We start from the raw sequence: 15,677 nt of genomic DNA on the forward strand, positions 1-15,677 counted from the left end.
GATGAGCGGATCGGCGGTGGTGGTCTACACCGGCCCGACGATCTCGGCGGACGAGGTGCGGGCGGTGCTCCCGGACGCGGAGGTCCGCCCGCCGGCCGCCCGCGGCGACCTGCTCGACCGCGCATGGCGGCCCGGGGAGGTCGCGGTGCTGGTCGACGGGCACTTCCGGGAGAAGAGATCGGTGGGGCACAAGGAGGTTCTGCGACTGCTCGGCAGCGGCGTCGAGGTGGTTGGCACGGCCAGCATGGGCGCGCTGCGCGCTGCGGAACTGGCCGGGTGCGGGATGCGCGGCCTCGGCGAGGTCTTCGCGATGTACCGGTCCGGCGAGATCGACGGCGACGACGAGGTCGGGATCCTGCACGGACCGGCCGAGCGGGGCTATCCGGCCCGGACCGTGGCGCTGGTCAATCTGCGGCACGCCGTCGCCGCCGATGCGGTGCCGGCCGAGGCGGGCGCCCGGATCGTGGCCGCCGCGAAGGCGTTGCCGTTCACCTTCCGGTCCTGGGACGAACTGGCCGCGGTCGTCGCGGAGAGGGACCGTCCGGCGCTGCGGACGCTGCGCGACGGCATCGAGTCCGGGCGGTGGGACGTGAAGCGGCAGGACGCGGTGGCGGCCCTGCGGGCGATCGCGGCCGGCCTTCCACCGGCGCCGGCGCCGCCGTCGGTGACCTTCCCCGGCATCAGCGATCATCAGGTGCTGGTACGCAGATCGCGCCGGGAGTACGCGCCCGGCCGGTGGATGTCGGACATGGACGTCCTGAACGCGGCCCGGCTGTTCGACCCGGACCACCCCGCCCGTCACGAGCGGGTGCTGCGCCGGCTGCTCGACGAGATCGCCGGTCTGCCGGGCGCCGAGGCCTTCGCGCGGATCGAGCTGGGGGTCGACGGCCCGTTGCCCCCGGCGCTCGCGGCCTGGCTGACCGACGCGGAGAGGGCCCGGCTCGGCCCAGGGGAGCAGGCCACGACCGTCCTGCTGCGAGTGTGGCCGGTCTGGCAGTCCGCCGACTGGCGTCCCGCGATCCTGGCCGACCTGCGTGCCGGCCGGGACTGGGAGCGCTGGCGCGACCTGGTGGTCCGCGCCGACGCCGCCGCCGAACAGGCCCGGTACCGGCTCGCGACACCGCCACCGGCCGCCTGCGCGCACCTCTTCCTGCGCCATTGGCGGGCACCCGGCACCCGGCCGGAGATCGAGATGGCACGACGCGGATTCGCCGGGCCGGAGGAGCTCGGCGAGGTCGTACGCCGGTTCTTCGCGCTGGACATCGCCTCCCGGAGGGGCAGATGACCACCGCCGCGGTGTTCGACCCGGCCGCGGCACGGCATCGCCCCGACCCGCACCCGATGCTGCGCCGCATGCGGGAGCAGAGGCCGGTCTACCCACACACGAACCCGGGAACCGGCCGGGTGTGCTGGTACATCACCCGGTACGCGGACGTCCAGGCCGCACTGCGCCATCCGGATCTGGGCCGGCAGGTCGACCGGTTGCCACCGGACCTGGCCGCCGTGCACCGGCGGGCGATCGGCGACCCGCTGGCGATGCTGCGGCGCAACGTCTTCCACCTCGACCCGCCCGACCACACCCGGATCCGGCGCCTGCTGGCTCCGGCGTTCAGCGCCCGCAGCGCCGCGGAGATCGACCGGCACGTGCGTGCCGTGGTCGACGAGCTGGTCACGGCCATGGCGCGGGAGACCGGGCCGGTCGATGTGATCACGGCGCTGGCTCTGCCGCTGCCCGTTCTGGTCGTCGCCGAGCTGCTCGGCTTCCCGCTGGACGACCGGGACCTGCTGCGCCGGTGGAGCGACGAGATAACCCGCGGCGAGGACCCGCGCCGGGTGCACCTGGCCGGTGTCGAGTTCACCGCGCATCTGTGGCGGGCGATCGCGACGCACGGCGACCGCGGCCTGCTCGCCTCGCTCGTGCGGGCACAGCGGGAGGGCGTCCTGAGCCGGGCCGAGCTCGTCGGTGGCGTGTTCCAGCTGCTGCTCGCCGGCGACGAGACCAGCGTCAACCTGATCGGCAACGCGGTCCTGGAACTGCTGCGACACCCTGCCCAGCTCGCCCGGCTGCGTGCCGAGCCCGACCTGATCGACTCCGCGATCGAGGAGGTGATCCGGTTCAACGGACCGGTCGGGCACACCGGCCTGCTGTACGCCATGGCCGACCTGGAGATCGGCGGGGTGCCGATTCCCCGCGGGGACGCGGTCGTCCCGGTCCTGCTGGCAGCGAACCGCGACCCGGCGGTCTTCGCCGATCCGGACGTGCTGGACATCGGCCGCCGGCCCAACCGGCATCTCGGGTTCGGCCACGGCGCGCATTTCTGCCTCGGCGCCGCGCCGGCCAGGTCGCAGGCCCGGGCCGCGGTCGGCGCGCTGGTGCACAGGTTCCCGGCCATGCGGCTCGCGGTCGAGCCGGGCGAGCTGCGCTGGACGCGCGAGCTGTTCCTGCACGGCGTACGCGATCTGCCCGTCCTGCTCGGGCCGGAGAGGGGCGGCAGCCGATGACGTACACCGCACTGACCCGGATGGTGTTCGGCCACGTCGACGCCCGGGTGGTGTACGCCGCCGTCCGGCTGGGCGTCGCCGACGCGCTGGCGGCCGGCCCGATGCCGGTGGAGAAGCTGGCGGAGACACTCGACTGCGACCCGGACGGGCTGGCTCGGCTGATGCGTGCCCTCGTGGTGCTGGGCCTGGCCGAGGAGCCCGAGGCGGGCCAGGTCGCGCTGACCGGCCTGGGGCGGCCACTGTGCGCGGATCATCCGGAATCGCTGCGTTCCGCCGTGTTGCTGACCGGACATCCGGCGACGTGGCGTGCCTGGGGCGCGCTGACCGACGCGGTACGCGCCGGCGGGTCGGCGTTCCGGCACGCGCACGGCCGCCCGCTGTTCGATCACCTGCCCGGCGATCCGGACCTCGCCGCGGCATTCCACACCGCCATGGGTGACGGGACCGGCCAGGTCACCGAGGCGGTCGTCCGGGCGTACGACTTCGGGGCCGCCCGGACCGTGGTCGACCTGGGCGGGGGTGACGGCACGCTGCTCGCCGCCGTGCTGGGCGCCGCGCCGGACGCCCGCGGGGTGCTGCTCGACCGGGAGGACGGCGCCGCGCGAGCGGCCGAGACCCTGCGCCGGGCCGTGCCTCCCGGCCGTTGGTCGGTGCGGGCCGGTGACTTCTTCACCGCGGTGCCGGCAGGCGATCTGTTGCTGCTCAAGGGCGTGCTGCACGACTTCGGCGACCGGCGCTGCGTGGACCTGCTGCGCACGTGTCGCCGGGCGATCGCCCCGGACGGCCGCCTGCTGGTGCTGGAGTCGGTGCTGCCGCCCCGGTCCGCACCGGACGCCGCCGCGGTCGTGCTGAGCGACATCGCGATGCTGGCCTGGACCGGCGGCCGGGAACGGACCGTGGCCGGATTCCGTGACCTGCTGGCCGCCGCCGATTTCACGCTGTCCGGTGTCAGCCCGCCGCTGGCCGGCACGCCCACGCGCATTCTCATCGCCACTCCGTCCTGAATTCATCGCGTATCACAACGCTCACTGAAAAGAAACATCACCCACATTCGTGGGGTTGCTGGAAAGTCATTCCACTCAGCATTCTCAACGTACGACTCCCCGTTTATCGGGCGAATGGAGAGGAAACGAAATGGCTTACAACTCGGCGCAAGCCCTCCGCGAGGCCGGCATCATCAGCGGCCAGCTTCCGGCGGAGCTCGAGGAGTTCTACGGAACCCTCACCCAGCAGGAGACCGAGGTTCTGATCTCCACCCGCAACCGCCTCGTCGCGCTCTTCCCGGACGTGGTCACCCACAGCCAGCAGTGGTCCACGCCGGTGGCGGCCGAGCAGGCCTTCGACGCCACGATGCTCTGCGCGTGCGGCGCCTGGTCGGGGTCCGGCCAGAACTGACCACGAGTGCGCCGGCGCGGCCCACCGGGCCGCGCCGGCGCCGATCAGGAAGGAGTCGTCACATGCGCGGGCACCTGAGTCACCAACGCTCGCTGTTCGACGTGCCGGAGGACCTGACCTACTTCGTGCACGGCGACACTCACCTGGTGGTCAACCCCGAGGTGGGCGCCCGGTGCGTGCTCACGCCGGCCGAGTTCGGGGTCCTCCGGGCCTTGGCGGCCGGACCCGCATCCCCGCTGCCGGACGGCTCGCAGACCGAGCGGGCGCTCGCCAAGCTGATTCTGAGCTGGGTCGTCTACTTCAACGGCCACCGGCCCACCGTCACGGTGAGCGAACCGCCGCTGTCGATCGCCTACTACGCCATCACCGACGGGTGCAACCTGCGATGCCCGTATTGCTACGCCTCCTCGGAGAAGTGCCTGCCGGGCGAGCTGTCTCACGCCGAGTCGCTCGACCTGGTCTCCCAGATCGCCGCGATGGGCACCCGGACCCTGGTCTTCACCGGCGGCGAGCCAATGCTGCGCAAAGACCTGTTCGACGTCGTCGAGCATGCCCGCACCAGTGGCCTGCTGCCCCGGATCATCACCAACGCCACCATGATCCGTACCCCGGAGACCGCACAGCGATTCGCCGACCTGTTCGACGCCGTCACCGTCAGCCTCGACGGCGGCACCGCCGAGACGCACGACCGCACCCGTGGCAAGGGCGCCTTCGACAAGACCTTCCGTGCGCTGCGCCTGCTCAACGACGCCGGCGTGGTGCCCCGCATCAACCACATCGTGACCTCGGAGAACATCGAGGAGCTGGAGGACTTCGCGCGGTTCCTGGAGACCGTCGAGGTGCACAGCGTCCGGCTGATGAACCACAATCAGCTCGGCCGCGGCGTCCAGGACGACTACGACTTCGGCTGGAACGACCACCTGCGGGTGCAGCAGATCGTCTGGACCTCGCCGATGGCCGGTACGCTGCGGCCGGACGGGCCGCGCCCGGTCACGCCCTGCTCGGTCAGCGGCAACTGCGGACTGGGCGGCAACGAGATCTACATCAACTCGCTCGGCGACGTCTATCCCTGCAAGTTGGTCACCGAACGGCCGCACCACGCCGGCAACGTCCGCCGGCAGCCGCTGCACGAGATCTTCGCGAGTCCGGTGCTGGCCGGAATGCGCCGCAGCACCGTCTACGGCGGCGAGTTCCACGGCGACTGCCGCAGCTGCTACATCCGGTCCAACTGCGGCGGGGGCTGCCGCGCCACACACATGTCACTCTCCGGCGACCTGCGCCACAACGACCGGCACTACTGCCGCATCCTGCGCCACGGCATGGTCACCCAGCTCTGGCAGGAGAGCGGGGTGAGCCGGGCCGAGATCGCGGCCGGCGACCTGGCGATGACGGTGCCACGGATGGTCGCGGACGGCTCCGTGCACGCCGCTCACGAGCAGTGGCGGACGTACGTTCCGCCGGCCGTGCCGACGATCAGCCCCGGCAAGCTGCTCCCCATCACCCCGGTGACCAGGAGGTCGGACAATGTCCCTGCACATCAGTGAGAACGTGATCTGGCACGAGATGGCCGACGGTGTCTCGCTCTACCACATCGAGAGCGGCGAGTTCCGGTCGCTCAACGCGACCGCCGCACAGATCTGGGCACTGGTGGCCGACGACGGCGACCGCCACGCCGTGGCCACCAGGTTGGCGTTGATCCACGCGGCCGGGAACGGCGCCATCGCCGCACGCATCCGGTCCGATGTGGATGCCTTCGTCGACGCCATGGTGGAGCAGGGCATGCTCGTCGAGGCCGTACCGGCATGACGTCGCCGGCCGGCACCCGCGCGGTGGTCCTCGGCGGCGGCTTCGCCGGGGTGCTCGCGGCCGGGATGCTGGGCCGGCACGTCGACGACGTCGTCCTCGTCGAGGCGGGCCGGTATCCCGGCGGGCCGGCCGTCCGGACCGGCGTTCCCCAGGCACACCACAACCACATCCTGGTCGCCGGTGGTGCCCAGGCGCTGGACACGCTGTTACCGGGTGTGGTGGGGGAGTTGCTCGCGGCCGGAGGGCAGCGTCGTGGGCTGACCGGTGACGCCCTGATCCGAACCGCCGGCGGCTGGCTGCGGAGGCAGGAGACCCCGGCGTACGTGGTCTCGGCGAGCCGATGGCTGATCGACCACGTGGTACGCCGGCGGGCGCTCGGCGTCGGCGCGGTGACCGTACGCGAAGAAACCCGGGCCGTAGCTCTCACCGGAACCACCGCCCGCGTGACCGGCGTCGTCCTCGACGACGGTGAGGTCATGTCGGCGGACCTCGTGGTCGATGCCACCGGCCGGCGGTCCCGCACACCGGCGTGGCTCGCGGACCTCGGCGCGGACCCGGTCGACGAGGAGACGATCGACTCGGGCCTCTGCTATGCCACCAGGATCTACCGCGCTCCCGCCGAGCTGGTCGCGGGCATCCCAGCGATCATGCTGCATCCGCGGGTGGACGACGGACGGGAGTCGCACGGTGCGACGATCTTCCCGATCGAGGGCGATCGGTGGATCATGACGCTCACCGGGACGCAGGGCAACGTCCCGCCGGCTGATCCGGCCGCCTTCACCGACGCGGTCGCGGCACTCGCCCCGATCGTCGCGGGCCTGGTGGACGCGGCCGAGCCGCTGAGCGGGGTGCGGCCGTACCGGATGACCGCGAATCGCCGCCGCCGGTTCGAGCTCGGCGGGCACCCGGCCGGGCTGGTCGTGCTCGGCGACGCCGTCTCCGCGACCAACCCCGTGTACTCGCACGGCATGTCCGTGGCCGCGCTGAGCGTGCTCCGGCTGGTCCGGGAACTGGACCGGTACGGACCGGACCCCGGCGCCTGTCCGCGGTTCCAGTCGGCGGTGGCCGACGAGGTGGACCTGCCCTGGCGGATGGCGACAGCAGGCGACCGCGGGCCGGCGGCGCCCGCGTCGTTCCGGGACCGGCTCGCCCGGAGCCCCGAGCTGATCGCCGAGACGTTCCGCGTGCAGACCCTGATCGGCGCGCCCGCCGATCCGGCCGCCACACTGCGGCGCGCCCTGGCCGGGACCGTGCCGCCGCCGCTCGGCCCGGACGATGCGGTCGCGCAATTCCCGGAGCTGTCCGGGTGGTGGGGTTCCGGCCCGTCGAGGAGGTTCGGGTGATTCCGTACGACGTGCTGTTCGGCAATCCGGCGTACCTGAAACCGGAGCTCTCCCCGGACGGCCGCGACCTGTTCTTCCTCGCCCCGTTCGAGGGCGTGCTCAACGTGTGGACGGCCCCGGTCGACGCGCCGTCATCGGCGACGGTGGTGACCCGCGATCGGGGACGCGGCGTACGGACGTTCGGCGTGTGCCACGACGGGCGGACCTTGTTCTCGCTGCGGGACACTGACGGCGACGAGAGCTGGCGGCTCCACCTTGTGGATCTGAAGACGGGCGTGGAACGCTGCGCCACCCCGCTCGACGGCGTTCAGGTCCGGGTGCTCGCACATCACCGCGGGCACCCGGACACCCTCCTCCTCGGCATCAACGCCGCGCGGCGCGACCTGCACGACGTTCACCGGCTCTCCCTGTCCACAGGGGAACTGTCCGAGGTCGCCGCGAATCCCGGCTATCTGAGCTGGATCGTCGACGCCGACCTGCGGGTGCGTGGCGGGAGTCGGATGCGGCCCGACGGCGGGGCGACGATCTGCCTGGACGGGGACGATGCGTGGCTCGAGGTTCCGTACGAGGACGTGATGAGCACACGCGTCATCGGCTTCGCCCGCGACGGCGCCACCCTCTACCTGCTCTCGTCGATCGGCGCCAACACGACCCGGCTGTACGCGGTCGACGTAGCCACCGGCGAGCACACCCTGCTCGCCGCCGACCCGACGTACGACATACGGCACGTCGAGTTCGACCCTGCCACGCTGCGGCCGCAGGCGGTCGTGTTCGGCAAGGACCGCGACCACCGGGTGTTCCTCGACGACGATCACGCCGAGGAGTGGGCCCGGATCAGTGCCGCCCTGCCCGACGCGGAGGTGTACGCCGATCGCGGCGACGAACGCTGGATCCTCTCCGTGGTGACCGGCGCCGACCCGGTCCGCTACTACCGGTACGACCGCGCGCCCGGCCGGCTCACCTACCTGTTCAACCACCAGCCGGAGCTGGACCGCTACCGCCTCGCCCGGATGGAGCCGTTCGCGTTCACGGCCCGCGACGGCGTGCCGGTCAGCGGATACGTCACCTGGCCACCGGGCGTCGCCCGGCAGGCGCTGCCCGCGGTGGTCAACGTGCACGGCGGTCCCTGGACGCGGCACCGGTTCGGCTTCGACGAGGAGGCCCAGCTCCTCGCCGACCGCGGCTACGCCTGCGTCCAGGTCAACTTCCGCGGCTCCTCCGGGTACGGCAAGCGCTTCCGCAACCTCGGCGCCAAGCAATGGGGCGCGGCCATGCAGACGGACCTGTTGGACGCGGTGGACCATCTGGTGGCCTCGGGCGCGGTCGACCGTTCCCGGATCGGGATCATGGGCACCTCGTACGGCGGGTATGCGGCCCTGGCGGGCGTCGCCTTCAGCCCCGGCGTCTTCCGCTGCGCGATCAGCCTGTGCGGGCCGACCAGCCTGCTGACCCTGCTGGCCGGGGGGCCGCCCTACCGCAGCCCGCTGGCGGCGTTCATGCGGGCGCAGGTGGGCGATCCCGAGACCGAGTCGGACATGCTGTGGGAGCGGTCGCCGCTGTCCCGGGCCGGCGACATCGACGTGCCGGTGCTGATCGGGCAGGGTGCCAACGATGTGCGGGTCACCCCGGACGAGGCCGCACAGATCGTCGAGGCGCTGGCGGCGAAGGGCCTGCCGTACGAATATCTGCTTTTCCCGGACGAGGGCCACGGGCTGGCCCGGCCGGAGAACCGGCGGACCTATTACGCGGCCGTCGAACGTTTCCTGGCCACCCACCTCGGCGGAGAGCCCACCCCGTGACCGCACGGGCCGACACCGACCCGGACTCCCCCCCGGGCCGTCACATTTTTACGGCTTCGAGGAGGACGGCAAACGGCTGGTCGAGGTGGTCTTGCCACCATTGTGGGCCGGGGTGGTCATGACCCTCCGGTGAGAGCGTCGGCATGACCCAGCGGATCTCGCCGAAACCAGCCTCGGTGAGGGCCTCCTCGAGCGCCGCGCGGCTCCAGTAGTAGACCGTGAAGTACGGGCTCTGAAAGCCCGTCACATTGATCCGGAAGGCGAACGCCTCGCCGTTCTCGAGCGGGCCGTCGGACCGAAGTAGAAAGTCGGCACCGTACTTGAGGTAGTAGCCCGGGACCTGTGAGATATCGGGACTGAGCTGATAGGCGACGAACCTGCCGCCGGGGCGCAGGCTACGGCCGATGTTCCGGCACATGTCATGGAGGTGTTCCACCGACTCGCTGTAGTGCAGAAGGTAGACGCCCAGCGCGCCATCGAACCGGCCGACGTCGCCCAGCGCACCCACATCCGCGACCTGGTACTCCACACCGGATGGCCGCTCTTGCTCCGCGTCCCGCGCAACCCGGATCATCTCCGGCGACAGGTCGACGCCGAGCACCCGGCTCGCCCCACGACGACGCAGCTGCCGGGTGTACGCCCCGGTCCCACAGGCGACATCCAGCCAGGCTTGCTCGGTCACATCGCCGACCAGTTCCATGATGGAGTGCGCTTCCACGTACGTGCGTAGCGGCACCAGTTCGAAGGTCGTGTCGTACCGATCCGCGAACGTGTCGTACTCGGCCACTCCTGTTCCCTCGCATCACGTCTCTGACGTCGATCGTTCTCGCTCAACACAACCGGCCGGCCACCGGCGGACGCGCTCGGCGGCTCCAGGGTTCGCCGCCGAGCTGGAAGGTCTGCTCCGACGGTAACCTGTCCGTCCTGTGTAGGTGTCGTACGTAGTGCGGCGACTGATGCCGCCGGTCAGTCCGGGCGTTGGTCGTCCATCGCGACGACGAGTCTGCGGCCGCGCTGGGTGCGATCCCAGGCCGTCCGGACGTCGGCCAGCGGAACCGCTTCCACGTCCACGCGTAGATCGCCCGTCTCGACCCGTCGCAGGTACTCAGGGATGGCGAGGAGGATCTGTGGCATCGGGACGCTCCCGCCCCCGCTGCCCAGCATTTCCAGGCCCGTACCGCGCAAGGTGTCTGCGGTGAGGGTGACGGTGGAACCGGCGCTTTCCCCGAGCTGGATGTACCTGGTCCGCGCCGTGCCGCGGCCGTTGAAGGACTTCGCGAGCCTCGCGAGCAGGACTTCGGCCGGCTTCCCCCACAGGTAGTCGAGAATCACGTCGTAGTGCTCGTGAGGCAGTTCATCGGGGTCGAGTCCCACGGCCGCGTCGGCACCGAGATTCGCCAGGCCCGCCAGCGCCTCACGGTCGCGGCCGGCGGCGGTCACATGGCCGGCGCCGAGCGCCTTGGCGGCCTGGATGGCGAGGCGCCCCGCCGGCCCCGTGGCTCCCAGCACGAGCACGCTCTGTCCTGTTGTCAACGGTGCCCGGATCGTCAGGGCCAGCCAGCTGGACAGGCCGGGACTCATGATGGCGGCCCCGACGGTGGTGTCTACACCCGCGGGTACCGGGAAGCAGGCAGCCGCGGGCGCCACGGTGAGTTCCGAGAAGGTGCCATAGGGCGCGCGGGGGCTGAGGAAATAGACCCGGCTTCCGTCTTCGAGGTGCCCGATCCCGTCGACACCGGGGATCATCGGGAGCAGGCCGTCGGCGGTGTAGGAGAGTCCGGCGGCGCGTGCCTTGACCAAGGGGTGAAGGCCGGTCGCTGCGACTCGGACGAGGACCTCGCCGGGGGCGGTCTCCGGGTCGGCGAATTCCTCGTAGCGGGGCGCCTCATCGGCGGAGTGGATTACGGCGGCTTTCATGCCTGCACCGTGCCTTTCGGTTCGATTCTGTCGTGGGTCGGCTCAGGCCAGGCCGCCCGTACGCCGAGCACCTGCCTGATCAGTAGCCAGTTGAACGAGGCGTAGGCGGCGAACGCCCCGGCGTAGATGAGGTAACTGATCGCGAGCGCCGCCGGCCACGGCATGCTCTTCGTCGCGCTGACGGCGACACCGTGCAGCAGGAACGCCAGGACGTAGGTGATCGCGTCGATGAACGGAACGATCAACGGCACCTTGCCCAGGTTGCGCCGGCGCGACCGGCGTCCGCCCGACCAGTGGTACGTCCAGAGATTCTGGACGACGCCGAGCCACTCGACGAACAAGCTGTGGACCTCGTGCGCACTCTGCCGCGCATCGTGTCAACTCCTCGTGTGGTACCTGGTGAACCGGAACGGGCAGCGGCGGGGAAGGACCGCGCCAGGCCTCCGGATCACTGGTTGTTCATGGACGTGAAAACCGGTGAGGAGACCGAGCACCCAGTTTCGGCTACGCTGTAGCCGAAATTGACTGTAGCAGGGTCTGATCTTCACGAGGCGGGTGATCCACGCCACGCACCCGCCGCGGAACGGGTCGAGCCCGCTCGAACGGCTTATACGTTCATACTTGCTTTCGTGTCGTCACCCACCACCGCCAGCGCCGCCGCCGGGCAGGGCCGGCCCGCCGCGACGGGCCGGCGCAGCCCGGGGCGCCCGCCGATGTCGCTCGGCCGCATAGTGGACGCCGCCATCGAGCTCGCGGACGAGCACGGCGGTGAGGCCCTCACCCTGCGGGCGGTCGCCCAGCGGCTCGGCTCGAGCACCGCGACCCTCTACCGCCATCTCGACGGCCGTGCGGCGCTGATCGGGCTCGTGGTGGACAGAGTGCTCGGCGAGGCCCTCGTCGACGAAACCGCTCTGGCCGCCTTGAGCTGGGAAGACGCCTGCCGGCGGCTGGCCGTCGCGATGTTCGAGGCACTCTCACGACACCGGCGGTCAGTGTCCCTCATGACTGAGCAGACGCCGGTCGGGCCGAACATGATGGCGCTACGTGAACTCAGCGTCTCGACCCTCCTGCACCACGGATTCCCTCCTGAGACGGCAGCCCGCTTCTCGGTGATACTCACTCGATACGTGCTCGGCTTCGCGATGCAGGTCCGCGACGACAAGCCGGCATCGGGTTCCGTCATGACCTCCGAGGTCCCGGACGCCGACCGGTACCCCGGCATCGTCGCCGTGGCGTCATACTGGCCGACCCCGTTGGAGGACGAGTTCCGGTACGGCCTCGACCTACTCATCCTCGGACTGCCCCGACACCCCTGACCGGCACAGCAGAGACGTCGTCTTCATGTCAGCCGAAGGCCGGTCCGCCAACTGGCGACAGCTCAACCTTCCAACCAGTCGCGCCGACCGTGCTACTGCGGCCGTAGTAGGAAGCATTGTCCATGTCCGGAGGACGCGGGAGTCCGGCGATCAGGGGATCGTTGTCTCATGATCGCGGTCAACGAAGTCCCGCAGCGGCACAGTGACGAGGGTGCCGTCGACATCCTGTCCGCCATTTCGAAACTCGGCACGGTGCGGGAGGCCGGCAGCGTCGGCATCTACCCCCGTGTGCTTGATCAGGACTCGGACGGGCCAGACGCCGGCACGGCCGAAATCGGCGACGGTCAGTGGCTCAACCTGGTCGTTGTTCTCGGTCCGACCGGAGTGGGGAAGACCGTCCGCGCCCTCGATCTGGCGCGGAAGGTCGGCGCGCCGATCATCGTCCTGGACCGCGTGCAGTGCTATGCCGAGCTCGCGGTCGGGTCGGCGCGGGACTATGGGGCCGGGCAGGACGACAGGATCTTTCTCGACGAGCGCCGGGTGGTGGACGGCATGCTGTCCGCGGCGCAGGCGTACCGGCGGCTCTGTCATACGCTCGAAGAGCGCCGCGCCGAAGGGAACCGGGTTGTGGTGCTCGAAGGCGGGTCCACCTCGCTGATCGCTCAGATGGCGGCCGACTCGACGTGGCGGCGTCACGCTCGGGTGTCGGTGCGGTGGCTGTCACCCGGCGCCGGTTACCGCGAACGGTTGTCCCGCAGGGTGAAGAACATGCTGAGCGGTACGCCGTCGATGGTGGACGAGGTACGTGCGCTCTGGCCGGACCCCAGAACACATGCCGTGCTCGCGGAGATCACCGGATACCGTGAGGTGATCGCTGCGATGCGCACCGGTGGGACACTCGATTTCGATCCGGCCACCATGAACACGTTGATCGAGGACGTCACCGCTGCGCATGTGGCTTACTCGCAGCGGCAGCGCCATCAATTCTCCAGCATGCTGCCCCTGCTCGGGTCGAGGCCGTTCGCGCCACGACGGACACGACCGTGACGACGACTCGACCGGCCGGCCTCGTGCCGGGTCCCGCAATCTACGAGGACCTCCGCCGGCTCGCCGGCTCCGGTCCGGTCGTCAAGGTCCTGCTGCACGGGCGACTGCCGGCATGGCTGCTCACCAGGCCGGAGGACATCGCTCACGCCGCCGTGGATCCTCGGCTGACCAGCGACGGCTCGTTCCTGAGCGACGGCACGTCATCGGTCAAGTTCGGCTTCATGGGTGTCGACGGAGCGGCGCACGCACGGCTGCGCCGGTCCGCGACCTCAGCACTGTCGCCACGCCGAGTCCGCGCCCTGCGCCCCTATCTGCACAGGATCACCGATGACGCTGTCGGCGCCGTCCTACCGGCGGGTCATGCCGACCTTGTCACCGATGTCGCGTTGCCCATCGCGATGCGCGTCATCTGCGAGTTGCTGGGCGTTCCCGTCGACGAGCGCGACCACTTCCAGGGCGCCGCCAACGAGATGCTCGTCCCCTCGGGGGACAGGGCTCCGGCGAGGCTCCGCCTGTTCGACTACCTCACCACACTGGTCCGAGACGAGCGGCCCGAGTGCGGCGTGCTGCCCGCGCTCGCCGCCACGGACGCCCTGAGCGAGTGGGAGGTGGTCGAGACCGCGGCTCTGTTGCTGGTCGCGGGCTACCAGACGACCGCCGACCTCATCGGCTCGGCGATGCTCGCGCTGATCGAGCATCCCGAGCAGCTCCGTGCGCTGCGTGACGGCACGTCCACAGCGGACAAGGCGATCGAGGAACTGCTCCGGTATTGCGGGCCGATGGCGATCGGCGTGACGAGATATACCAAAGAGGCTGTCACGCTGGCCGGCACGACGATCCCGGCGGGCGAGCGGGTCGTGCTGGGGCTCGGCTCCGCGAACCGCGACCCGCACCGGTACGCCGGCTCTGACCGGCTGGACCTCACGCGCGAACCGGCAGGCCACTTCTCGTTCGGCCGCGGCCCCCACTACTGCCTCGGTGCCTCTCTCGCGCAGCTGGAGGCGGAGGTGGTGATCACGACGCTGTGCCGCAGGCTGCGGGGACTGCGACTGGCGGCAGAGCCTGTTTGGCACACGACGATCTTCTCCGGCGTCGCGCATCTCCCGGTCGCGTTCACCGCCGTCCACGGCGCCTAGCCACCTGGAGCTCGGTCTGGAGCTGCGGGCGAGGGCGACTGCTTCGCGTTGGTCACGCCTCCACCGTCTTGCGGAGAGGGGCGGGCAGGAAAGCTCGTACGGCGAACCGGTCGTCCGCGTCGGGACCGGCGTTCAGCGTCCCGCCCACCGACGCGGCCCGTTCACGCATCCCGGTCAGGCCGTGCCCGGTGCGCGAGCGCGCGCCGGCCGAGAATCTGGCCCGGTTGTCGACGGCGATCGTGAGCCCGCCCGACGTGTAGCTGAGCCGCAGATGTGCGGTGGGGTCGCCGTGTTTGCGGACGTTGGTCAGCGATTCCTGGACGATCCGGTACGCGGCGAGGTCGACCGCTGCGGGCAGCGATCTCGCTTCGCCGTCCTGCTGGTGCGCGACCCGCAGACCGGCGGCCGCTACCGAGTCGAGCAGCCCGCCGAGCTGGTTCAGGCCGGGTGTCGGTTCGGTGGTCGCTTCCGGATCGTCGGGGTGGCGGAGCACGGTGAGCACGGTGGAAAGTTCCTCGAGCACGGTGCTGACGGCCCGGCGAATGTGTGTCAGGGCTTCCTCGGCCTGGTCCGGTCGTGGCCGCAGGACATGCGCGGCCACGGTCGCCTGCACGTTGATCAGGGCGATGTGGTGCGCCACGATGTCGTGCAGCTCACGGGCGATACGCAGCCGCTCCTCGGCTACCCGGCGGCGGGCTTCCTCTTCGCGGCTCTGCTCGGCCCGCTCGGCCCGCTCCTCGACCGCTGCGATGTACGCCCGCCGGGTTCGAAACGCGTCACCGATCGCGACAGCCATCCCCATCCAGGCAAGATCCTCCAGGGTCTCGGAGGAGTCCCACACCTGTCCGCCAAACATCACAGCGGCGAGGAAGACGATCAGGGCGGCGGCCACACCCGCACTCCACGCGATCGTCCGCCTCCGGCGGGCGGCAACGGTGTACGCACAGATCACCGATACCATGGTCAGCGCGTAGATTTCTCCGGGATCAGCCACCGCCGATGCCGCAGCGATGGTCGCGACCGCCAGGACTGCCACCGGCCACCGGCGCCGCAACGTGATCAGGAGGCCCGCAGTTGCCGCAACCACAACATCCAGCGCCGTCAGGTCGCGACCGGGGATGCCGCGGGGACCCTCCAGCACCGAGAGCAGGGACAACACGCCGATGAGCACTCCGAGCAGCGCGTCCACCATCTGAGGGTGGCGCACCGCAGCAGCCCAGGCACGCGGGAATCGGGTACGCAACAGGACCATGCCGGTCACCGTACGCAACCAGCGCCTCGCTGACGTCGTGCACGTGTAGTACGGCTCCACACGCCTCGGCTACCACGTCGGCGGTAGTGCTCGGTGACCACATCCTTCAGGACGCGGACAGCACCCGAGCAGATCATCGTGGTGACCACACGTTCAGCGGCTCA

The 15,677-nt window shown here is 70.7% G+C and carries 15 protein-coding genes; 11 read left to right on the top strand and 4 right to left on the bottom strand.

Annotation, left to right across the window (positions count from 1 at the left end; genetic code table 11):
- Position 1: 1 nt before the first annotated feature.
- The 8 genes from QSK31_RS06530 to QSK31_RS06565 all read left to right on the top strand — a co-directional run bounded on the left by QSK31_RS06530 (position 2) and on the right by QSK31_RS06565 (position 8,845).
- A complete protein-coding gene (locus QSK31_RS06530) occupies positions 2-1,285 on the top strand; it encodes a TfuA-like protein (protein WP_285681925.1) in 1,284 nt (427 codons plus the stop codon).
- Positions 1,282-2,502, top strand: coding sequence for a cytochrome P450 family protein (locus QSK31_RS06535; protein WP_285681927.1), 1,221 nt, complete (start codon positions 1,282-1,284; stop codon positions 2,500-2,502). The genes QSK31_RS06530 and QSK31_RS06535 overlap by 4 nt, the downstream gene beginning before the upstream one ends.
- Complete coding sequence (locus QSK31_RS06540; RefSeq protein ID WP_285681929.1) at positions 2,499-3,506, top strand: methyltransferase; 1,008 nt, start codon at positions 2,499-2,501, stop codon at positions 3,504-3,506. Before QSK31_RS06535 ends, QSK31_RS06540 begins: the two co-directional genes overlap by 4 nt.
- Positions 3,507-3,636: 130 nt before the next feature.
- Positions 3,637-3,897, top strand: coding sequence for a StsA-related sactipeptide RiPP (locus QSK31_RS06545; RefSeq protein ID WP_285681931.1), 261 nt, complete (start codon positions 3,637-3,639; stop codon positions 3,895-3,897).
- Between the two features lie 62 nt (positions 3,898-3,959).
- A complete protein-coding gene (stsB, locus tag QSK31_RS06550; RefSeq protein WP_285681933.1) occupies positions 3,960-5,441 on the top strand; it encodes a StsB family radical SAM/SPASM domain sactipeptide maturase in 1,482 nt (493 codons plus the stop codon).
- Positions 5,422-5,703 carry a PqqD family protein gene (locus QSK31_RS06555; RefSeq protein ID WP_285681935.1) on the top strand — a complete coding sequence of 94 codons (282 nt, stop codon included), beginning with the start codon at positions 5,422-5,424 and terminating at the stop codon, positions 5,701-5,703. The genes stsB and QSK31_RS06555 overlap by 20 nt, the downstream gene beginning before the upstream one ends.
- Positions 5,700-7,046 carry an NAD(P)/FAD-dependent oxidoreductase gene (locus QSK31_RS06560; protein ID WP_285681937.1) on the top strand — a complete coding sequence of 449 codons (1,347 nt, stop codon included), beginning with the start codon at positions 5,700-5,702 and terminating at the stop codon, positions 7,044-7,046. Before QSK31_RS06555 ends, QSK31_RS06560 begins: the two co-directional genes overlap by 4 nt.
- On the top strand, positions 7,043-8,845 hold the full coding sequence (locus tag QSK31_RS06565; RefSeq protein ID WP_285681939.1) for a S9 family peptidase: 1,803 nt from the start codon (positions 7,043-7,045) through the stop codon (positions 8,843-8,845). Before QSK31_RS06560 ends, QSK31_RS06565 begins: the two co-directional genes overlap by 4 nt.
- Positions 8,846-8,885: 40 nt before the next feature.
- Here the strand turns inward: QSK31_RS06565 and QSK31_RS06570 are convergent, their stop codons facing one another.
- From QSK31_RS06570 to QSK31_RS06580, 3 genes are all read right to left on the bottom strand, one after another.
- Positions 8,886-9,632, bottom strand: coding sequence for a class I SAM-dependent methyltransferase (locus QSK31_RS06570; protein WP_285681941.1), 747 nt, complete (start codon positions 9,630-9,632; stop codon positions 8,886-8,888).
- Positions 9,633-9,811: 179 nt separating this feature from the next.
- Positions 9,812-10,762: a quinone oxidoreductase family protein gene (locus QSK31_RS06575; protein ID WP_285681943.1), complete on the bottom strand. Its 951-nt coding sequence runs from the start codon at positions 10,760-10,762 to the stop codon at positions 9,812-9,814.
- A complete protein-coding gene (locus tag QSK31_RS06580) occupies positions 10,759-11,103 on the bottom strand; it encodes a hypothetical protein (RefSeq protein WP_285681945.1) in 345 nt (114 codons plus the stop codon). The genes QSK31_RS06575 and QSK31_RS06580 overlap by 4 nt, the downstream gene beginning before the upstream one ends.
- Before the next feature lie 288 nt (positions 11,104-11,391).
- Between QSK31_RS06580 and QSK31_RS06585 the strand changes: the two genes are divergently transcribed.
- From QSK31_RS06585 to QSK31_RS06595, 3 genes are all read left to right on the top strand, one after another.
- Positions 11,392-12,078, top strand: coding sequence for a TetR/AcrR family transcriptional regulator (locus QSK31_RS06585; protein ID WP_285681948.1), 687 nt, complete (start codon positions 11,392-11,394; stop codon positions 12,076-12,078).
- Positions 12,079-12,330: 252 nt separating this feature from the next.
- Positions 12,331-13,125, top strand: coding sequence for an isopentenyl transferase family protein (locus QSK31_RS06590; protein WP_285681950.1), 795 nt, complete (start codon positions 12,331-12,333; stop codon positions 13,123-13,125).
- Entirely contained in the window at positions 13,122-14,261 is a 1,140-nt protein-coding gene (locus QSK31_RS06595; RefSeq protein ID WP_285681951.1) for a cytochrome P450, read from the top strand. Before QSK31_RS06590 ends, QSK31_RS06595 begins: the two co-directional genes overlap by 4 nt.
- A gap of 52 nt (positions 14,262-14,313) precedes the next feature.
- On the opposite strand, the gene QSK31_RS06600 is transcribed toward QSK31_RS06595, so the two are convergent.
- Positions 14,314-15,513, bottom strand: a complete 1,200-nt coding sequence (locus tag QSK31_RS06600; RefSeq protein ID WP_285681952.1) for a sensor histidine kinase — start codon at positions 15,511-15,513, stop codon at positions 14,314-14,316.
- Positions 15,514-15,677: the final 164 nt, after the last annotated feature.

This window comes from Actinoplanes sp. NBRC 103695 (genome assembly GCF_030269485.1).
Lineage (GTDB): Bacteria > Actinomycetota > Actinomycetes > Mycobacteriales > Micromonosporaceae > Actinoplanes.